The sequence below is a fragment of the Companilactobacillus sp. RD055328 genome (assembly GCF_022835675.1).
GTDB lineage: Bacteria > Bacillota > Bacilli > Lactobacillales > Lactobacillaceae > BQUT01.
In genome coordinates, this window is sequence record NZ_BQUT01000005.1 from 426,116 (window position 1) to 447,109 (window position 20,994).

26 protein-coding genes are annotated in these 20,994 nt (G+C 33.4%); 3 read left to right on the forward strand and 23 right to left on the reverse strand.

Annotated elements, in window-relative coordinates:
• Positions 1-23: 23 nt before the first annotated feature.
• From murA to RD055328_RS04300, 15 genes are all read right to left on the reverse strand, one after another.
• A complete protein-coding gene (gene murA, locus RD055328_RS04230) occupies positions 24-1,343 on the reverse strand; it encodes a UDP-N-acetylglucosamine 1-carboxyvinyltransferase (protein WP_244087557.1) in 1,320 nt (439 codons plus the stop codon).
• A gap of 14 nt (positions 1,344-1,357) precedes the next feature.
• Positions 1,358-1,588 carry a DUF1146 family protein gene (locus RD055328_RS07285; protein ID WP_279593915.1) on the reverse strand — a complete coding sequence of 77 codons (231 nt, stop codon included), beginning with the start codon at positions 1,586-1,588 and terminating at the stop codon, positions 1,358-1,360.
• A 104-nt stretch (positions 1,589-1,692) separates the two neighbouring features.
• A complete protein-coding gene (locus RD055328_RS04240) occupies positions 1,693-2,124 on the reverse strand; it encodes a F0F1 ATP synthase subunit epsilon (RefSeq protein WP_244087558.1) in 432 nt (143 codons plus the stop codon).
• A gap of 11 nt (positions 2,125-2,135) precedes the next feature.
• Positions 2,136-3,581, reverse strand: a complete 1,446-nt coding sequence (atpD, locus tag RD055328_RS04245) for a F0F1 ATP synthase subunit beta (RefSeq protein ID WP_244087559.1) — start codon at positions 3,579-3,581, stop codon at positions 2,136-2,138.
• 17 nt (positions 3,582-3,598) lie between these two features.
• On the reverse strand, positions 3,599-4,522 hold the full coding sequence (locus RD055328_RS04250; RefSeq protein WP_244087560.1) for a F0F1 ATP synthase subunit gamma: 924 nt from the start codon (positions 4,520-4,522) through the stop codon (positions 3,599-3,601).
• 21 nt (positions 4,523-4,543) lie between these two features.
• Entirely contained in the window at positions 4,544-6,061 is a 1,518-nt protein-coding gene (atpA, locus tag RD055328_RS04255) for a F0F1 ATP synthase subunit alpha (protein ID WP_244087561.1), read from the reverse strand.
• Between the two features lie 18 nt (positions 6,062-6,079).
• Positions 6,080-6,625 (reverse strand): ATP synthase F1 subunit delta, encoded by a 546-nt coding sequence (gene atpH, locus RD055328_RS04260; RefSeq protein WP_244087562.1) that lies wholly within the window; start codon positions 6,623-6,625, stop codon positions 6,080-6,082.
• On the reverse strand, positions 6,612-7,130 hold the full coding sequence (atpF, locus tag RD055328_RS04265) for a F0F1 ATP synthase subunit B (RefSeq protein WP_244087563.1): 519 nt from the start codon (positions 7,128-7,130) through the stop codon (positions 6,612-6,614). Before atpF ends, atpH begins: the two co-directional genes overlap by 14 nt.
• Positions 7,131-7,168: 38 nt before the next feature.
• Entirely contained in the window at positions 7,169-7,381 is a 213-nt protein-coding gene (gene atpE, locus RD055328_RS04270; RefSeq protein ID WP_244087564.1) for a F0F1 ATP synthase subunit C, read from the reverse strand.
• Between the two features lie 25 nt (positions 7,382-7,406).
• Positions 7,407-8,117: a F0F1 ATP synthase subunit A gene (atpB, locus tag RD055328_RS04275; RefSeq protein ID WP_244087565.1), complete on the reverse strand. Its 711-nt coding sequence runs from the start codon at positions 8,115-8,117 to the stop codon at positions 7,407-7,409.
• A 164-nt stretch (positions 8,118-8,281) separates the two neighbouring features.
• Positions 8,282-8,911 (reverse strand): uracil phosphoribosyltransferase, encoded by a 630-nt coding sequence (gene upp, locus RD055328_RS04280; protein ID WP_244087566.1) that lies wholly within the window; start codon positions 8,909-8,911, stop codon positions 8,282-8,284.
• A complete protein-coding gene (locus RD055328_RS04285) occupies positions 8,911-9,933 on the reverse strand; it encodes an L-threonylcarbamoyladenylate synthase (protein WP_244087567.1) in 1,023 nt (340 codons plus the stop codon). Before RD055328_RS04285 ends, upp begins: the two co-directional genes overlap by 1 nt.
• Complete coding sequence (gene prmC, locus RD055328_RS04290) at positions 9,934-10,788, reverse strand: peptide chain release factor N(5)-glutamine methyltransferase (RefSeq protein ID WP_244087568.1); 855 nt, start codon at positions 10,786-10,788, stop codon at positions 9,934-9,936.
• Positions 10,766-11,863 carry a peptide chain release factor 1 gene (prfA, locus tag RD055328_RS04295; RefSeq protein ID WP_244087569.1) on the reverse strand — a complete coding sequence of 366 codons (1,098 nt, stop codon included), beginning with the start codon at positions 11,861-11,863 and terminating at the stop codon, positions 10,766-10,768. The genes prmC and prfA overlap by 23 nt, the downstream gene beginning before the upstream one ends.
• A gap of 12 nt (positions 11,864-11,875) precedes the next feature.
• Positions 11,876-12,451, reverse strand: a complete 576-nt coding sequence (locus RD055328_RS04300) for a thymidine kinase (RefSeq protein ID WP_244087570.1) — start codon at positions 12,449-12,451, stop codon at positions 11,876-11,878.
• Positions 12,452-12,599: 148 nt separating this feature from the next.
• Here RD055328_RS04300 and RD055328_RS04305 point away from each other — a divergent pair, with 148 nt between their 5' ends.
• Positions 12,600-13,937 carry a Mur ligase family protein gene (locus RD055328_RS04305; RefSeq protein ID WP_244087571.1) on the forward strand — a complete coding sequence of 446 codons (1,338 nt, stop codon included), beginning with the start codon at positions 12,600-12,602 and terminating at the stop codon, positions 13,935-13,937.
• 73 nt (positions 13,938-14,010) lie between these two features.
• Here RD055328_RS04305 and RD055328_RS04310 read toward each other — a convergent pair whose 3' ends face one another.
• Positions 14,011-14,961, reverse strand: coding sequence for a LysM peptidoglycan-binding domain-containing protein (locus RD055328_RS04310; RefSeq protein ID WP_244087572.1), 951 nt, complete (start codon positions 14,959-14,961; stop codon positions 14,011-14,013).
• 207 nt (positions 14,962-15,168) lie between these two features.
• On the opposite strand from RD055328_RS04310, the gene RD055328_RS04315 reads away from it, so the two are divergent.
• Together RD055328_RS04315 and RD055328_RS04320 are read left to right on the forward strand one after the other, a co-directional pair.
• Positions 15,169-15,789: a CPBP family intramembrane glutamic endopeptidase gene (locus RD055328_RS04315; RefSeq protein WP_244087573.1), complete on the forward strand. Its 621-nt coding sequence runs from the start codon at positions 15,169-15,171 to the stop codon at positions 15,787-15,789.
• 319 nt (positions 15,790-16,108) lie between these two features.
• Positions 16,109-16,621, forward strand: a complete 513-nt coding sequence (locus RD055328_RS04320; RefSeq protein ID WP_244087574.1) for a hypothetical protein — start codon at positions 16,109-16,111, stop codon at positions 16,619-16,621.
• A 508-nt stretch (positions 16,622-17,129) separates the two neighbouring features.
• Here RD055328_RS04320 and RD055328_RS04325 read toward each other — a convergent pair.
• The 7 genes from RD055328_RS04325 to RD055328_RS04355 form a co-directional block, all read right to left on the reverse strand.
• Positions 17,130-17,702 carry a hypothetical protein gene (locus RD055328_RS04325; RefSeq protein WP_244087575.1) on the reverse strand — a complete coding sequence of 191 codons (573 nt, stop codon included), beginning with the start codon at positions 17,700-17,702 and terminating at the stop codon, positions 17,130-17,132.
• A gap of 567 nt (positions 17,703-18,269) precedes the next feature.
• Complete coding sequence (locus tag RD055328_RS04330) at positions 18,270-19,223, reverse strand: GH25 family lysozyme (protein WP_244087576.1); 954 nt, start codon at positions 19,221-19,223, stop codon at positions 18,270-18,272.
• A 2-nt stretch (positions 19,224-19,225) separates the two neighbouring features.
• Positions 19,226-19,429, reverse strand: coding sequence for a hypothetical protein (locus RD055328_RS04335; RefSeq protein ID WP_244087577.1), 204 nt, complete (start codon positions 19,427-19,429; stop codon positions 19,226-19,228).
• Complete coding sequence (locus RD055328_RS04340; RefSeq protein ID WP_244087578.1) at positions 19,426-19,707, reverse strand: hypothetical protein; 282 nt, start codon at positions 19,705-19,707, stop codon at positions 19,426-19,428. Before RD055328_RS04340 ends, RD055328_RS04335 begins: the two co-directional genes overlap by 4 nt.
• Before the next feature lie 116 nt (positions 19,708-19,823).
• Positions 19,824-20,129 carry a hypothetical protein gene (locus RD055328_RS04345; RefSeq protein WP_244087579.1) on the reverse strand — a complete coding sequence of 102 codons (306 nt, stop codon included), beginning with the start codon at positions 20,127-20,129 and terminating at the stop codon, positions 19,824-19,826.
• A gap of 2 nt (positions 20,130-20,131) precedes the next feature.
• Positions 20,132-20,557, reverse strand: a complete 426-nt coding sequence (locus tag RD055328_RS04350) for a hypothetical protein (RefSeq protein WP_244087580.1) — start codon at positions 20,555-20,557, stop codon at positions 20,132-20,134.
• Between the two features lie 66 nt (positions 20,558-20,623).
• On the reverse strand, positions 20,624-20,994 hold a 371-nt coding region (locus RD055328_RS04355), incomplete at its 5' end, for a hypothetical protein (protein ID WP_244087581.1).

The window sequence follows — 20,994 nt, forward strand, 5'->3', positions numbered from 1 at the left end:
AAAAAAGACAGGTGAACTGTCTTTTAAGCCAATTTACTATTGTCAGTGATATCTGTTATTAATGTTTCTCGTCCAGACTCATCAATACTTACTCGTTTAATGTCTACGCCTAGTTTTTTAAATTTACTTACAAGTTGATAATAACCACGATCCATATACTCTAATCGCGATACTCTTGTTTCACCGTCTGCGATTACTCCTGCAATTACTAAAGCAGCAGCAGCGCGCAAATCAGTAGCAGAGACTTGAGCACCAGAAAACTTGGTTGGTCCTTCAAGAATTGCTGAATTGCCTTCAATACGGAACTTAGCGTTCATTTTCTTCAATTCTTCTAAATGCATAAAACGATTCTCAAAAACCGTTTCATTCATAGCGCTCGTTCCATTACTCATTAATTGGGCAACTGTCATTTGAGCTTGCATATCAGTTGGAAAGCCAGGATGTGGCATTGTTTGAACATCAGTTGGTTGTAGAACTTCTGGCCCAACAACATGTATTCCGGCATCAGTAACTTCAATTTTAACTCCCATTTCAATTAATTTTGAAATAAGTGGGCGATTATGTTCGTACATTGCATCTTCAATTAATACATCACCTTTTGAAACTGCTGCAGCAACCATATAAGTTCCAGCTTCAATCCGGTCTTGAACTACTGAATGTTCACATCCATGAAGAGCCTTCACACCCTTAATTTTAATTGTATCAGTACCTGCTCCTGAAACTTGAGCACCCATTTTATTTAAGATATTAGCTAAATCAACAATTTCTGGTTCGCGGGCAACATTCTCAATCACAGTATTTCCTTCAGCTAAAGTCGCAGCCATCATAATATTTTGAGTAGCTCCAACACTTGGGAAATCTAAATAAATTTCAGCTCCATGTAAATCTTTAGCTGTAGCTTCAATAAATCCAGCTTGTTGATTAATTTCAATACCTAGTTGTTTTAGTCCTTTAAGATGCAAATCGATTGGTCTTGAACCAATTGCACATCCACCAGGCATTGCTACTCTTGCATAACCCAAACGCGCTACTAATGGTCCTAATACAACAATAGAAGCACGCATTTTCTCAACTAATTCTTGAGGCGCCACGGAGTTCAAATCTGCAGTTGCATCAATAGACATAGTTTTAGAAAACTTATCAAATTCAACTTTAATATTTAACGCTTCTAAAACTTTCCCCATGATAATAACATCAGAAAGTGGTGGAATATTATCTAAATTAACCTTTCCTTCTGATGTAAGAATCGTTGCAGCTAAAATAGGCAAAGCAGCATTCTTTGCTCCTTCAATTTCAACGCTTCCTTTTAATCTGTTTGCCCCATTAATAACAATCTGTTCCATTAAATTACCCTCATCTAAAACAAAAATTTCAAATTCTGTGATGCATTTATTACACTAATAAAAAACGAGCTGACACTAAATCCTAATGTAATCGCAATAAACATCATTAATAACTGCGCTCTTTTAGGATCTCCTCTTTTTATGAACTTACTAGTATCGATCATTGATACCAAGTTTAAACTTATCCAAATAAAAAATAAATGACTAATTATAGTAATAATTCCTTGAAGTCCTATTGATTGCATATTATCTGTACCTTTCTATGAGATTCTATCATATTTAACATACTAGAAATGCCAAATATTAATACCTTAATGAAAAATAAAAAAAGACAGCTAATAGCTGTCTTTTATTTATGATTTGAAACATTAATTCTATTAACAGCACGAGCTAATGCAACACGCGCTCTTTGTTCAGTATCTTTATCTTTTGTTTCTACAGCTTTTTCAATATTTTCTTCGGCTTTTTGGCGAGCATATTCCGCACGACGTAAATCAATGTCACGTGCACGTTCAGCACTATCAGCAACAATAGATACTACATTGTTACTAAATTCCAAGAAACCTCCATTTACTGCAATTGCATTTTCATGATTTGGATTATCAACACGTTTTACACGTAATTCCGAAATCTTTAGTGGTGCAATAATTGGTTCATGATTAGCCATTATTCCTAAACTGCCATCGACAGCCTCAGCAATAATTATTGAAGCTTTATGATCATACACCAACCCAGCAGGAGTAACTATATTGACTGTTATTACATTCTTATCATCAGCCATTATTGTTCCTCCTATTCATTTGCAGCTTTTTGAGTGTCATCGGCTAAAGGTTCAGGGTTATATCCCATTTTTTTAGCTTTTGCAATAACATCATCAATTCCACCAACAAGTCGGAAAGCATCTTCAGGATAGTCATCAAACTTACCATCCAAAATCTGTTTAAATCCTTTAACTGAGTCTTCAGTTGAAACATATGAACCAGGTTGTCCTGTAAATGTTTCAGCAACGTGGAAGTTTTGAGATAAGAAGAATTGAATTCTTCTAGCTCTTGCAACTATTGTTTTTTCTTCATCTGAAAGTTCATCCATACCAAGAATTGAAATAATATCTTGCAATTCACGATATCTTTGAAGAACTCTTTGAACTTCAACAGCTACTTCATAGTGTTCTTTTCCAACAATTTCCGGATCAAGCGCACTTGATGTAGAAGCCAGTGGATCAACAGCAGGATATATACCTTGTTCTGTCAACCATCTTTCAAGGTTAGTTGTAGCATCCAAATGGGCAAAAGTTGTTGCAGGAGCAGGATCAGTATAATCATCAGCTGGAACATAGATAGCTTGAATTGATGTAATTGATCCCTTCTTAGTAGAAGTAATACGTTCTTGCAAACGACCCATTTCTGTAGCCAATGTTGGTTGATAACCAACGGCTGATGGCATACGTCCAAGTAAAGCTGAAACTTCAGAACCAGCTTGTGTAAATCTAAAGATATTATCAATAAATAACAACACATCTTGTCCAGCAACATCACGGAAATATTCCGCAATTGTTAACCCAGTTAAGGCAACACGCATACGAGCCCCAGGTGATTCGTTCATTTGCCCAAACACCATGGCTGTTTTTTCAAGAGTACCAGACTCTTTCATTTCGTAGTACAAATCGTTACCTTCACGAGTTCTTTCACCAACACCGGTAAACACAGAAATACCACCATGTTCATCAGCAATATTATGAATCAACTCTTGAATAAGAACGGTTTTACCAACACCGGCACCACCGAACAATCCAATCTTACCACCTCTTAAATATGGAGCTAGTAAATCAATAACTTTAATTCCTGTTTCTAGAATTTCTTTTGTATTACTTAATTCATCATATTTTGGTGCTTCACGATGAATACTATCACGACGGAAGTCTTTTTTAAACTCTTCTCCGCCATCAATAGGGTCTCCTAAAACATTGAACACACGGCCCAAAGTTTCTTCACCTACTGGCACAGAAATAGGAGCACCAGTGTCAGACACTTTCATTCCTCGTTGAAGTCCATCAGTAGAAGCCATTGAGATAGTTCTTAAAACACCATCTCCAAGTTCTAGGGCAACTTCAAGGGTAATGGTTGTATCGTCATTTTTTGAAACAATAAGAGCATTGTTAATATCTGGTAATTGTTCGTCAAGTGAAAACTCAACGTCAACAACTGGACCAATGACTTGAACAACTTTTCCTTCTTGCATCACGTTACTCCTTTCTCTTATTCAAGTGCAGCAGCTCCACCAACGATTTCAGTAATCTCGGTAGTGATTTGAGCTTGTCGAGCACGATTAAATTTAGTAGTTAATGTTGAAATTAAATTATTAGCATTGTCAGTTGAGCTCTTCATAGCCGTCATAGAGGCAGCATGCTCAGCAGTTTTAGAATCTAGCATTGAACCAAATACTAAACTATCAACAAATTGTGGAAGAATTTGTTGTAATACTTCTACAGGAGAAGGATCAGCAATATATTCTTCAGCAACTTCATTGTCATTATTAACATGATTAGTAATTGGAAGCAATTGATCAGAGATAAACTCTGAAGTTAATGAATTAACATGGTGATTATGGCAAATAAATAATTCGTCATATACACCTGAGATATAAAGTTGAATCAACGTATTAACAATAGGTTTTACATCATCAATAGTTGGAACATCACTAATTCCACGATATTCATATGCTACATTATATCCACGATTTTTAAAGAACTCAGCGCCTGTTGCACCAATAGCGACAATAACAAATTCATCTTTATTATTGTTGTGTTTTTCTTTAATAATATTCATCATTGCTTTCAAGATATTACTGTTAAAACCACCAACTAGGCCACGATCACTAGTAATAACCATGTACGCAGTCTTTTGAACAGGTCGTTCAACTAATAAGTTATTCAGTGATAATAATGAATTTTGATTAGTTACTTCTGCTGCAGCTGAAGTGCGAACTTCTTCTAATAATTTACTGGAGGCCAAATGACTTACAACACTCTTCAACTTTTCAGCATACATCTGATAAGTTATCGATTGCTTTTCAATCTTCATCAACTTTGAACCAGAAACCATTTGCATAGCATTAGTTATTTGACTGGTTTTTTTAGTAGAAGCTATTCTACGTTTGATATCAATTAATGACTCTGCCATCTTGCATCCTCCGATCCATTATTATTTTTTAGCTTGCCCAGCAACAAAACCATCTGTAAAGGCTTTGATTGCAGCATCCATTTTGTCAGTATCTGGTAAATTACCAGTATTTTTGATTTCATCTAATAAGTCTTTGTTATTACTTGCTAAGAAATCAAACAATTGATTTTGATAGTCAAGAATGTTATCGACTTCAACATCATCTAAGAATCCATGTCCCAAGGCATAAAGAATTGCAACTTGATTCTCAACAACGATTGGTGAATGGACTGGTTGTTTCAATACTTCAACTGTACGACGTCCACGATTTAACTTAGCTTGTGTTGCTGAATCCAAATCTGATCCGAATTGAGCAAATGATTCCAATTCACGATATGAAGCAAGATCTAGACGTAATGTACCAGCAACTTTCTTCATAGCCTTAATTTGGGCATCTCCACCAACACGAGAAACAGAAGCACCAGCATCAATAGCTGGACGAGTTCCAGAATAGAACAAATCACTTTCTAAGAAGATTTGTCCATCAGTGATTGAGATAACATTAGTTGGAATATAAGCTGAAATATCACCAGCTTGAGTTTCAATGATAGGTAATGCTGTCATTGATCCTCCACCTAAATCATCACTTAACTTAGCAGCTCTTTCTAGTAAACGTGAATGTAAGTAGAATACGTCACCAGGATAAGCTTCACGACCAGGCGGTCTACGTAGAAGTAATGAGAGTTCACGGTAACCTGTAGCTTGTTTGCTTAAGTCATCATAAATTATCAAAACATGTTTTCCACGGTACATGAAATCTTCACCCATTGCAGCTCCAGCATAAGGAGCGATATATAGTAATGGAGCTGGAGTAGCAGGTCCGGCTTCAACCACGATTGTGTAATCCATGGCACCATATTTTTTAAGTACTTCTACTTGATTTCTAACTGTTGAATCTTTTTGACCAATAGCAACATAAACACAAATCATGTCTTGATCTTTTTGATTCAAAATTGTATCGATAGCAACTGATGTCTTACCAGTTTTTCTATCACCAATAATAAGTTCACGTTGTCCTCTACCAATTGGTACAAGAGAGTCAATAGCTTTCAACCCAGTTTGTAAAGGTTCAAAAACTGACTTACGTTGCATTACACCAGGAGCTGGCGATTCAATTGGTCGAGTTTTATTTGTTTTAATTTCACCTTTACCATCAATGGGTTGTCCCAATGGATTAACGACACGTCCAATTAGTTCATCACCAACAGGAATTTCCATGATACGACCAGTTCTTTTAACTGTATCGCCTTCACGAATATTGTCGAATTTACCTAGAACGATGATACCAACATCATCTGATTCCAAGTTCAAAGCCATACCATACGAACCATTAGGAAATTCCAATAATTCATTAGCCATAGCATTTTCTAATCCATGAGCACGGGCTATACCATCACCAACATAAGTAACAGTTCCCACTTCCTCAACTGAGAGGTCTTCATGATAATTATTAAGCTGTTCTTTAATAAGAGCGCTAATCTCTTCAGCTTTTATGCTCATTAATTTCACCTCAATGCTTTACTTTTCTAGCAATATTTTTTTGATATCACTTAGTTTTCGTTGAATACTTCCATCAATTATTTGATCACCAACACGAATAACTGCGCCACCCATAATGGATGAATTAATATCATTTTTAATATTAATTTCGTTGGAATCAAAGCGCTTCTTTAAAGAATCTTTTAATGCATTAAGTTGATCAGTTTCTAATGGATATGTTGTAGTCACTGTAGCTTCTAAAATACCATTTTGTTCATCGTATAGTGCGATAAAACTATCGATAATAATAGGAAGTATGGCTAAACGATTATAGTCTGACAACAAGCTTAAAAAATTTTGTGTTGTATCACTAAAAGGTTTTTTCAAGGTATCAAGTAATTCAAATCTATCTTTTTTTGATATTGTTCTACTTGATAAAGCCAAAGTTAAACGTTCATTTTCTGAACAAATAACCTGCAAAGCTTTAATTTCTTGAAAAATAGTAGCTAATTCTTTTCTTTCGTTAGCTACTTCAAAAAGTGCTTTTGCATACTTATATGCCGCTTGATTTCTACTTTGTTTCATCAGCGCTCAACTCCTTAATGTAAGAGTCGACCAATGATTTTTGATCATTGGCTGATAATTCCTTTTGAATTAATTTAGAAGCAATTGAAACCGAAATATCTGTTACGTCTTCACGAACATCATTCATAGCGTCAATTTTTGCTTGTTTAGCGTCTTCTTGAGCCTTTTGTCTTACAGCTTCAGCATCCAAATGGGCTGCATCCACAATTGCTTTTCTTTGGTTTTCACCATTTTCTTTAGCAGTTGAAACAATTTCAACAGCTTCAGAACGAGAATTTTTTAAAGCCATTTCACGTTCTTCAACCATTTTTTCGGCTTTTTCACGTTCGCTATCAGCGTATTCTAAATCATCAGTAATTTTAGCTGAACGAGCATCCATCATCTTCATAACGGGACCCCAAGCAAAATGCTTAACTAAAACAACTAAAACGATAAAAGAAATTAAATAAAATAGAAAGTCACCAAGCGTAGAAGTCTCTGCACCAAGTACTAGATATTCTGCCATGTTAAGTCACTCCCTTCTTTTTAATTTAATATATCTTTTTATGCAAAAAGAATAAGGAATGAGATAGCAATTGCCAAGATAGGAACAGCTTCAATCAAACCAACACCAATATACATTGTTCCTTGTAACTTACTTGCAATTTCTGGTTGACGAGTCATACCTTCAATTGTTTTTGAGATAACATGTCCGTTACCATATGAAGCTGCTAAAGCTGCTAATCCAGCTGCGATACCTGCTGCTAATTCTTTCATTTCGTAAATCCTCCAAATAATTAATTTATTCTCTTTCTAGCTTATGTGAAATATAAACCATCGAAAGTGTCGTAAAGACGTAAGCTTGAATTGAGCCAATGAATACTGAGAATCCTTGCCAAATCATTTCGATTGGCATAACTCCAATAAACGTTGCAATTCCAAAACTATGAGCCATACTTCCAATAAGAGCTAATAATATTTCACCGGCAAAAATGTTACCGTACAAACGAAGTGACAATGTCATAAAGTTTGTGAATTCTTCAATCAAATTAATTGGCAATAAAAATCCAACCGGTTTGATATAACTACCTAAATAATCACCAATGCCATACTTCTTCACTCCATAATAATGGCTTAGTAATAATGTGATTAATGCTAATGCCATTGTTACAAGAGGGCTTGCAGTTGGAGATTTGATGATAGGTTGACCATGAACCGTGATTTGTAAGAACAATCCGATTTGGTTCGATACGAAGATAAACAAAAACATTACAAATGCGTAAAGATAAAAAGTACGTCCTTCGTTACCGGGTATTGCTGATTTAACAATCCCATTTGTAAAATCCATCATCCACTCTAAGAAGTTTTGTGCCTTACCTGGTTTCATTTCAACTTTACGCGAAAGTGCGAAAACTAAAATAAAAACAAGAACAGCAGCTAACAATCCTGAGAGACAATTGGCAACATTAAATCTAATGCCCAAAAGCTCTACGATGGGATAATTTTCATTCAAGGTCTAACCCCCTTCCGATTATTTGTAAAATGGATTGATTTACTCATCCATAATAAAACAAATAATAGCACCAAAGATAACAAATTTCAAAAGACTTTTGATATAAAAAAAACAAAAAAATTCACGTCATATCAACGTTTATTCACATTTAAATTTTAATTTTATTACTTTGTGCCAAACAATCTATCACCTGCATCACCTAATCCAGGGAAAATATAGCCATTTTCAGTTAGTTTATCATCTAATGATGCTGCATAAACATCGACATCAGGATGAGCGTCTTGAACGGCTTTTACACCTTCAGGAGCGGCAACTAAAACAACAAGGCGAATATTTTTTGCACCACGTTTCTTCAATGCTTCAATTGCCATGTTTGCTGAACCACCTGTAGCAAGCATTGGATCAACAACAAATAATTCACGTTGATCAATATCACTAGGTAATTTAACAAAGTATTCGTGTGGCATTAAAGTAACTTCATCACGATACATACCTACATGTCCTACTTTGGCTGCAGGAATTAATTGAATAACTCCGTCAACCATTCCTAAACCAGCACGTAATATAGGAACTACAGCCAATTTTTTACCTGCAAGTTGCTTTTGAATTGACTTACCCATTGGTGTTTCAACTTCAACATCTTCTAATGGTAGGTCACGTGTTAGTTCATAAACCATTAAACCAGCAATTTCGTTAGCAATTTCGCGGAAATCTTTTGTTCCGGCATTCTTGTCACGAATCATTGTTAATTTATGTTGAATCAATGGATGATCAAAAACCGTAAATTTTGACATTATTTCTCTCCCTTTGTGTAATGTATCTGACCAGCAGACTTGTTCAATCTATTCATATAAGCTCCAGATATTCCGTCACCAGAATAACCTTGTGCCAAAATAAATTTCACTGCTTCTATATTATCAAAATATCGCAGTCCAGAAAACAGTTCTTGCAAAGAAGTTTGCAAGTTTTTACCAAGTGAAAACGTATTTTTTTCTTCTATATTAAATGTGTCTAATATATCATCGGTTGCTAGAAGTCCTACGACACCTTTTTGACTATATTCTTGATACGCCTCTTTGAAATCGTTTTTATTATCTATAATTATTACTTGAGCCGTTGGTGCGTAATGTTTGTACTTCATTCCAGGTGCTTTAGGAATTTCTTCTTTTTTCACGTGATGTTGATCGCTTTGAACTTCACCTAAAGCATTAGTTAAATCGTCATAGGTAATAAAACCTGGTCTTAAAATAGTTGGAACTGTAACAGATAAGTCGATAACCGTTGATTCAACACCAATTTTACAAGGGCCATCATCTATCACGCCAGCTATTTTCCCATCTAAATCGTGTAGAACATGCATTGGCATAGTTGGACTTGGCTTTCCCGACGTATTCGCAGAAGGTCCCACTAGCGGTTTCTTGAATTTAGAGATCAATTCAAGTGTAACTTCATTATCAGGCATTCTAAAAGCCGCCGTTGTTAATCCACCTGTCACACTCTTTGATAGAGCATTAGGCTTAATAGGCAAGATTATTGTTAATGGCCCCGGCCAAAAAGCATCCATCAATTTTGTGGCTTGTTCTTTGTAAGATTCGTCTGCATATAACCAAACCATTTCTTGATTACTAACGTGAGAAATTAGCGGATTATCACTCGGCCGCCCTTTAGCAAGGTAAACCTTTTTCACAGCTTCTTCATTAGTAGCATCTGCACCTAAGCCATAAACCGTTTCAGTAGGAAATGCCACTAATTCACCCTGCTCTAAAAATTCTGCTGCTTGATTCAAATCATCTTTAGAAATTAATTTCGAATCCATTTAATTAAATTCCTCTTTTCGATACATTTTTAAATAACGCCAATTATCAGTTAAATCTCGATAAAACTCTACTTCAAATTCTGGTAATTGTTTATTAATTAGTTCTTCAAGTTGTTCTTTTTGATGATAACCAAATTCAAAGTATGCTCGACCTTTAGGCTTTAAAAACTGATCTATCTTTGTAAAAATCTTCCTATAGATTGCAAGTCCATTATCATCAGCAAATAATGCTAGTTCAGGTTCAAATTGTAGAACGCTTTGATCCATAACGCTTCGTTCTTCATCAGCAATATAAGGTGGATTAGAAGTAATCACATCAAACTGACCGGTAACTTGTTGAAACAAATCGCTTTGGATAAATTCAACATCTGCAGCTAAATTATTAGCATTAGTTTGTGCTACTTCTAAAGCTTCTTTAGATATATCTAAGCCTAAATAATGATTGTCGGGTTTTTCTAATGATAAAGTTATCAAAATATCGCCCGTGCCTGTTCCAATATCCAGTATATCTAAGCCTTGTTCCTTATTTATATCATGCAAAACTTGTGAAACCAATTCTTCTGTTTCTTGTCGTGGAATTAAAGTATCTGGTGTCACTTTGAACTTTCGCCCATAAAACCATGCCTCACCCAGAATATATTGAGGAGGATGATTTTGGCTGGCTTTTGTAATCATCTCAAAAAAGCGATTGTAGTCTGTTTCTTCCATGATTTCATTTTGATGCAATAAAAACTTTGTATGAGTCCATTGCATCATTTCTTCCATTAAGTAAACAGCCACTTCATTATCGATATTTTTTTCATTAAGTATTAAAAAAGCCCTATTTAGGGCATTAGAATAACTGTGCTTCTCCATTTTGAATTTGCTCCAGTTTATTTGTTTGATCCCATAAGATTAGGGCATCAATAACTTCACCAATTTCACCAGTCATTATTCTGTCTAACTTATTAAGAGACAAACCAATACGGTGGTCTGTGACACGGTTTTGTGGATAATTATATGTTCGAATACGTTCTGAACGATCTCCCGTACCAATAGCTGATTTACGACTTTCATCGTATTCATTTTGGTTTTGTGATTCATAAAAATCATATACACGAGATTTCAAAATCTTCATTGCTTTTTCACGGTTTTGTTGTTGTGAACGTTGATCTTGCATTGCTACAACAATCCCAGTAGGTAAATGGGTCATACGTACAGCTGAAGATGTCTTATTAATATGTTGACCACCAGCACCTGATGAACGATAAACATCAGTTCTGATATCTTTAGGATCAAGTTCCAATTCAACACCATCATATTCGGGCATAACAGCAACAGTAGCAGTTGAAGTATGTACACGGCCTTGTGATTCAGTTGATGGAATACGTTGAACACGGTGTGCTCCATTTTCGTATTTCAGTTTTGAATAAACATTTTTTCCACTGACCATAATAGAAACTTCTTTGTATCCACCAACTTCAGTAGATGTTTGGTCGATTAATTCAAAAGTCCAGCCTTGTTTTTCGGCATAGCGTTCATACATGTTTAATAAATCGCCAGCAAACAAACTAGATTCATCTCCACCAGCAGCTCCACGAATTTCCATAATGATATTCTTGTCATCATTAGGGTCTTTAGGAAGCATCAAAATTTTGATTTTTTCTTCAACTTCACTAAGTGTGGCTTTATCAGAAGACAATTCTTCTTTAATCATGTCTTCCATTTCAGAATCATTAGTTTCACGTAATAATTCTTCATTATCACTAATATTTTGTTTTAGTTTTTTATACTCTCTATATTTGGCGACAATTTCTCTCATGTCCCCTTCTTCTTTAGAGAGTTCCATGTAACGCTTAGTATCATTAATAACTTCTGGATCACTCATTAATTCTTGTAATTCACTATATCTATCAAGCAATCCATCTAATTGATCAAATATTTTGTCCAATGTGTAACTCCCTTAAATATTTTCTGGTGGATTAAAGTAATGTCTTCTGCATACAGGATAGTACATATCATTGCCACCAACAGCAATTTGTTCACCATCAAATACAGCCTTACCATTCAAAACACGCATATTCATGCTGGCTTTCTTCGTACAGAACCAGCAAATTGTTTTCATCTCTTCAAGCTTATCCGCTAATAATAGTAGATATTTAGTGCCTTCAAATAATTCATTTTGGAAATCATTCTTCAATCCAAAAGCCATTACTGGAATATTCAAATCATCAACAATCTTTGTTAATTGAATAATTTGGTCTTTATTTAAAAACTGAGCTTCATCTAATAAGAGACAAGCAATATTTTTATCATGCTTTTGTACTTCTTCGAATATATTAGTATCTTCACTAATAACTTCAGCTTCGCGCTTCAATCCGATTCGGCTCGAAATATAACCAACTTCATCTCGATCATCGATAACACTTGTCATCAGAATAACTGACTTACCTTGTTCTTCATAATTGTGTGCAACCTTTAAAATCTCAATAGATTTTCCACTATTCATTGCACCATACTTGAAAAATAATTGCGCCATTTTCTTCTCACCTCTTAATTTCATTTTCTATTATACCTAAAAAACAAACATTAAATATATTAAAAGTATGAAATAATTGAATTTTTTTGTGCGACAATAGAATTAACATTATGATAATATCTTTTTAAGATATTTTTAGGAGTAAACAATGGGAATTAAAACCGAAATAGCAAAATTCGCTGGTAAATCTTCATATTTTATTTTAAGTAAACTTGGTGGAGGTAGTTCATATCCAGGAAAATTAGCTTACAAAATTGATCCAGATATTCTAGCCGACTTAGGTAAGAAATATGACTTAGTAATTGTTACTGGTACTAATGGTAAAACTTTAACTACATCATTATCAAACAAAATATTAAGCGAAAAGTATTCTAATATTTTAACTAACTCTACCGGATCAAACATGATACAAGGTATTGTAACTTCATTTTTGACACACAAGAAATGGCGTGAACAAAAACCTTTAGCATTATTAGAAGTAGATGAAGCTAATGTCAAAATCATCTGTAAGTACATCAAACCAAAATATTTCTTACTTACAAATATTTTCCGTGATCAAATGGACCGATATGGAGAAATTTATACAACATATCAAAAAATAATTGATGGAATTAAGTTAGCACCAAATGCAACAGTTATAGCTAACGGTGATGCAGCAATTTTTAATTCAATCGACCTACCAAACAAATTTGTTTACTATGGTTTCTCTGATTTAGGTCATGAAAAAGAAGATTTTAAAGCCCCTGCTAATACTGATGGTGTCCTTTGTCCTAAATGTGAAAAAGTATTGCACTATCACTATATTTCGTACGCTAATTTAGGAAGTTATTTCTGTCCTAATTGTGGCTTTGGTCGTCCTGAATTGAAATATCAGGTGACAGATATTGTTTCCTTAAAACCTCACAAATCGATTTTTAATATTGATGATTTCCAATACACTATCAACATTGGTGGTATGTATAATATTTATAACGCTCTAGCTGCTTACGCTTTAGGACGTGAAATGGAAGTCACTCAAGAACAAATTAACTCTGCTTTTGACTATGATGAACAAGTCTTCGGTCGCCAAGAAACCATTTCGGTTAATGACCATGAATTAAACGTTATTCTTGTTAAAAATCCTGTCGGATTAAATCAAGTTTTTGATACCATCAAAACCGATGATAATGAGTACTCAATGGCGTTTTTATTAAACGCTAATTACGCTGACGGCATTGATACTAGCTGGATTTGGGATGCTGATTTCGAAGACTTACCTTATGATGAAATTCCCCAAGTTATTACAGCTGGTGAACGTCGTAAAGATATTAGTTTCCGTTACAAAATTTCAGGTCTTGATGAAAATAAACTAATTGAAAAACCTGATATTCTTGATTTTATTAATGAAATCAAAAATGTTCCTACTAAAAAAATATATGTTCTAGCAACATATACAGCTATGCTACAACTACGTAAGAAATTACAAGAAGCTGGCTATTTAAAATAAAAAAGAAGTTAGGCATAAATGCCTAACTTCTTTTTTATTATTAATATCAACTATTAAAAATCTAAATTACTATTTATTTAGTTGCTTGTGTTGATGGGTCTTGATAGTACCAAGTTAATTCAGCACTAATACCACTACCTTTATAATTATCAGCTACAAAACTTCCATCAGCTTGATCAAAGTTTACAGTAACGTATTTATATTTATTATCATTTAGGTTGATATTCAAATCGTTAGCATAATCTGCAGTCATTCCATTTAAAATACCATTACTAAATGATTCTTCATAAGTAAATTGCGCGATACTATCATCAGTCCAAGGATATTTTTCAGATAAAACACCATCATCAAGTGGGCCGCTAAACCCGAATCCTTGTGTAATAGATTCCCAATTTTCTTTATCAGCTGGTGCTCCTATTTGAATTCCATAATTATTAAGATTAATCAATCCAAAGAATTTTGACATAAGTGTTTGGCTATTTAGATAATAAGCCCAATCTTTATTGTTGTCGCTATTGTTGCCAGTATCGTCATTTCCATTCCCTGGATTATTTGGAGTTGCAGGTTTTGTTGTTGACCCATTGTTGTTATTATTTGATGAAGATTGTGAGTTATCTTTAACAACTGGTTTATTAGGGCTTAAATTATATGATTTATTATTACCGTTCTTATCAGTTGTAGTTAAGGTTCCATTATCACCAGTTCCACTAAACCAAATTTTATTTCCTGAATATATAAGATCGATATTTGAAATTTTATTAATTTCAGCAAGGCGTGTCATATTTGTGTTAATACCATTATTTGTTGCTGCTTCAACAATTGTTGAAAGTGTATCACCCCAAACAATTGTGTAAGGTTTTGTTCCGTTAGTTTTCATACTTGACTGAATGGCTGAAGTTGAACGTGCTGACCATGTAGCTGCCTCAACATGATTTGGATTACTCAACATTGCTAATCCTGTACCCATTCCTAAGATAGTTGCTGTCGCAAGTGCATAATTCTTGTACTCTTTTCCAGATAACATAAATTATCCCTCCATAATTTTTTTATAGTACCAAATGAGTATATCACGTATAACGTATTTTGTGCTGTTTTTTTAAACCGTTTACACAGCTTTCGTGCAATTATTGTGCTGAATATATATATCATCAAATTAAAAATAAAAAACAACTTGTCTAGTTCTTCCTTGTTCTATGTTAAAATCTATCTATTAAAATTTTAGGAGTTCATTTTGAAAACACTGAGAAATGTAATTATAATTTTAGGATTTTACTTACTTCAACAAATACCCGTTACATTAATGACTTTACCTCCTTTTGGCAAAGGTCAAAACGGATTGTATTTACAATTAGCAGTAATTATATTATCCATGATTTTAATTCCACTATTTATGCTTGGCTATTATCATCGCATCAATCATAAATACAAAAATCCTTTTACAAAATATACGATATTAATAATAATTGTAGCGATAGTTATTAATGTATTAATCAACAAATTCTCACTACCATATATGCAACCGACTGGAAACGCCAATGTAGATGCTTTATCAGCTATATTCAAGAACTTCCCAGTCGTGATGCTTTTCTATTCAGTTATTATTGGCCCAATAACCGAAGAAATTTTGTCTCGTGGTTTATTAATGAACATGTTCTTCGTTAATCGTCCATACGTGAGCTTAATTTTGTCCAGTACTATATTTGGATTAATGCATGGCTCAAATGATCCTGTCTACTTAATATCAAAAATCGCTTTAGGATTTGTTCTTGGTTTCACATATTTAAAAACTAAAAATATTAAAGCTAATATCGTTGTACACATTGCTAATAATGTAAGTGCATTTATGATATAAAAAGACTCCTGTCGATTGACAAGAGTCTTTTTTAATTTTGAAAGCTTGTATTTTTAGCTTTCCAATCTTCTAGTTTGATACTCACCCAGAAACCATAAATTCCAATAGTAATAATCCTTTCATTACAAGAATTTATTATAAAATTTGAGAAATCATTTTATTTACAAATTTCACTTCAAACAAATAAAAAAACATTTATGAAGTTAATCATTCCTTGAAGGTTTTATAGAGGTATATGGCACATTGTGTTATTTCTTGCATTAACTATTTCTAGTTGTTAAGTTTATTTTGTAAACGATTACAGAAAGAAGGTAAAGTTATGAAAAAACTTATTATAAGTGGTTTAGTTACTATTTCGGTCCTATCAGGATTAGCGGGAACAGTTGGTAATGTATCAGCTAGTTCGACAGCTAAGGTGTTACCTCAAAATTTGTCGTCTCTTCTGAGAAATAAAATAGCTGATGAAAATCTTGAATTCATTACTCCCGCTGCAACAAATGATCATTTTGTTCAAAAATACTTACTATCCAATGAAATCCGTGCAAATAACGTAATTAATAATACTGTGTCGGTCAATACTACACAAGTTGCCATTGACGCAAAACAGTTCACTATTGATTATGGATACACGTATAAGTTAATAGATACTTACAATGCCAAAAGTGTAACTGGAACGCCCACTACTACTGGAGAACATCCAAATATAATATTTGATACCACTAATTTTTTTGAAAACGATTATTTAGGAGGGTTCTATTTGGTACAGGTTTATGATCCCAATGGAAATCCATGGGAATTATTCTTCATTACTCCCCCAACATCTTTAAAATAAATATTTAATAAAAATAGGATACTCACCTTAACAAGTGGTATCCTATTTTTATTAATCTAACTATTTTAGTGTTTCACCGTAATCTAAATAGCACTTGTTAAACTTGTCTTCATCATTTAAACCATGAAGTTGATATTTTCACTTTGAAATTAAAAATATTGTAGAACATAAATTAGTGTTAAGAATAATTAACTATACATTCTCAAGGAGAAATAAATGATTTATTTTATCTTTTTATTAATAGTAATTATAATATTAAAAATTCAGAGTTGGATGCTAAGAATTATTTTAAATAAATACGCCATTTATTTTTTAATTGCTTCTATTGCATTCATATTTGTAAAGTTTTTACTTGCAAACTGGTTAATATTAATCGGAGTCACCATACTAGGATTTCTTTTATATAATTTTACTGCTGGATTTTTCGAAGAAATACGAAGCAATTAAAAATTATATAAAAAACACATTCAAAATTTGGAATGTGTTTTTTATCTTTTAACATTTCTTATTATCTTTGATTTTTTAAAGTATCATCTAACATCGCAATACTTACAATCTTTAATAATTGGAAAGTATCTTTATTTCTTCCTTTTTTGTGGTTTATTTCACACTCATGATACTTAAGCTGAAATCTTAATAAATACTGATATTCTTTAAATTCATCATCATTGCTTTCAAACGACTCTTTCTTTTCTAACATGTCAATCCAATTATTACACTTATCTACACAAGTATTTGAATAAAAAGCTTGAAGTTTTTCAAAATCATCAGAAAAATTAGAGTTAAAAAAATTTCTTAATTTAGGAACAGAACTGAATTTCATATTTTCTATGTTTTCTATATTTAAACTTATATCATCGTATTTCGTATATCTAAACATATTTCTAAAATTACAAAGCTCTTTAACCGAAATTTTTTCAACTTTACCAAGACTATGAATCATAGAAAACCATCCATTTGTGTGACGAATATTACTATATTTACTGAATTTGTAAGACTTAACAGCAAAATAAAGTCCTAGAACTGAAATTATTGCTGCTATTATTGAAACTATAATTGGTATTAAATCTTCATTCTTCATATTAATCCTCCAATCAAATCATACATAAAACCACATTATTTTTCCATAGCAACAATTTTTTGCACTCATTTCTTAAATCGACTAAAAATCATCAAAATAGTGCAAAAATAATGCAAAATATATCTGTGTTTTATAGTGTTCTTAAAAAACAAAAATCGCATAAGATCAACGTCTTATGCGATTATCTGTGTTCTATAATGTTTTAACTATCACCCGTACGGTATTCTTCGATACCGTTATATCAAGGGTTTAACAACGTAGAGTGCAAAAAAAGTGCAAAATATTTAATTATAATTATTTACTTTGCGTAATCTAGCTTTGGAGGTGATTTCTATTACTATAGAAGAAACTAGAAAATTTATAGAAAATGCGACGTTCGAAGAATTGATCTATATTCATTATTTACTTGATGAACGTTACAAAGAATTAAATAGATTTCCAAAAAAATGAGCAAACAAAAAAAGCCCACTGTAAGAGAGGTCGTTACATAAACTGTAATAACCACTTAAACAGTGAGCTTTATTTTTATATAAAAAACAAATTAATCTAGGATTTCCTCCTAATTTATTATTTAAACGTACCCCAATAGTTTGCACGTTTACCGTTTCTAACTTCTCCTGTTGGAAGGTAACCATAACCATCTTTTCTAGGTTGTCTTATCCACACATAACCGTTGCTCAATGAGAATGCGTCATAGTTTACAACAGAACCTTTTTTAAGAACACCAATTTTAGATGACTTAGTAGTTGCACCCCAACGAAGAATAATTCCTTCATTAACAGTGATTGTAAACTTACCAGTCTCTTTGTACCATTTAACACCTTGTGCGTCTACCCATGAATCAGGGGTTGAAGGTTTTGATGGTGGTGTTGGTGGAGTAGGTTTAACTTCCCCTGAAGCCTTGGCATATTTATCCCAAGCACCCTCATCACCATAAAAGATATTTAAGTCTAACGGACCTTTACCGTTGATACGTCCTGATGAAGTATATTGGAACATAACCATTGATTTCCAATGTTTAAGTTTTCCGTATAAGTCGCGTGGTTGGTATCCAATAACAGCATTGTAGTTGTTATACTGAGCTATCCAAACACCAACATTAGCATCAATTAAAGGTTTCCAGTTAACATTATTTTCGTTTGATAACATCATGTATATAACTGGTGTTACACCAGTCATTGATTTCACTGTGTTAACGAATTCAAGCGCCCAGCTTACATCAGTTTGATTATCTGATTCAAAATCAAGAACTAACATTGCTTTACCAACATAATTCTTAATTGAATTAATGAAAAATTCAGCTTCTTGTTTTCCAGTTCCATGTTTCATACCTGTATCATGGGCAAAATGATACAAGCCAAGTTTCTTACCTGAATCAAGAGCTTGTTTTACTTGTGCGTTACATTGTGGGTTAGTGTAGTTCAATCCCCCTGTCGCCTTAACAATTACAAAATCACCATCTAGATCACCAACATTGATACCTTTATTGTGTCCTGAAACATCTAAACCATTTAATGTCATAATTATTTCTCCTTTGAATTTGAAGTATCAGTAACTAAGCCTAGCGTTATCAACAACACTAGAGCAGAATTAACGATCTCGTTATAATGTGCTATATCAAAATCAGGAATGAACGTTGTTATCAATAATCCAATAGCTCCAGCTACTGACAATAGCCACCGCTTAGATTGATAATCAAACGACCATTTAATTTTCTTTCTTTTCATTTAAATACTTCCTTTCCAATATTTTTTAACCTCTCATCGTGCCTATCTAGTCTCCTATCATGACCATCGACACGAATTTCTATTTCTTTTAAATCGCTTTGAAGTGATGCTAGATTTTGATTTAAGGTTTTAAAATTACTGTTTAATTCTCTAATATCCATTTGAAATGGAGCGAAAACAGCGTATTTAAAAAGCAGGCTTACTACGCCTGCCAAGAATGTAACTATCCCAATAATCGAAACCCACTCACCTAAAGTTAGTCCAGCTAATTGGTGCATATTAAGCTCCTTCAATTATTTCTTCTTTTTCTGCTTTGGTAATCATTCCGAAAGTCAGTAAGTCGTTAATGTCGTTTTCGGAAAGTTCTTTCATTTGAAAGAGCCTCTTATATTCTTCAACCATTATTGGCTCCTTTCATTTCAGCAATTTCTTTCTTAATTTCTAAATTACTTTTAATAAACATTGCATTCATCTTGTCTTGATTTGTTGGAGCTGGTGGTTCAATTGGGTGTGCTTTGTCATATTCTTCTTTTGATACGCCTATCCACTTATCTAAACTTTTATCATACTTAAATGGAGCGTATCCTGCGTATGCAGTAAGTGTTGCATTTTCTGGAATTTCTTGTCCGTCTTTTAATATCTCAAGATGAGAAAAAGACATATCTTCATTCCAAAAGTATAATGTTTTCAATTCTTTCATATCTAATTCTCCTTATTAATTGCGTAGACTGCGAAGCCATATATTTGTCTTGTGTCATCAAGATTACCTAAGATACGTACATCACCATTTGGCTGAACTCGCATTACGACTGGCGACACAATATCAGTTGAGTTTCTAACTTGCATGACACCAACATCTTCAAAAGGTCGATAACCTTTAGGAACTTGATACATTACATCAGCATTTTTTGGGTACATTATATTGTTAATGTTCACAACAGCGATAACATCATTAACCACATATAATTTTGCGTCTTTTTGCGCTGCATTCATACGTGCAAGGTTTATCACTTTCACAGCATTTTCATCTAGATTGATGAAAAAGTCTTTTAGCATTTCAAAATTTTTGTTTAACGATTTTGAAGCGTCAGGCATTGCCTTTTCAAAATTTGTTAATAGATCTAACATAGTTATTCTCCTTATTATTTAAATTACTAAGACACTAACTAAGTTAGATACTTTAGATTAGTGTCCCTATTTTATTTCGTGGTCGACCACATACCATGAATTTAGGTCAACTAGCAAATTACTTGGTCCGCCTCCAGTGAAACTTAGCCATACGCATTTCTGTTCTGCGTTAACATAAATTCCTACTTTTGAAAAATCATCATTTGATGGTTGATACCAAGAAATTGGATAATTTTCGCTAGGAACTAGTTCTGTTGGTAAGTTCGCTATTGGTACAGAAGTTTTCCCCCTTAAATTTCCAACTCTTCCTTTTAAATGGATCAATGACTTATTTTGTCCAGGAAATGTGATTATATTTTTTAAATATAATTCTCCTATCACGCCATTAATAAGTTGCAATTTAAGCGTGCTTAATAGCTTAGGGACGCCCCCCCCCC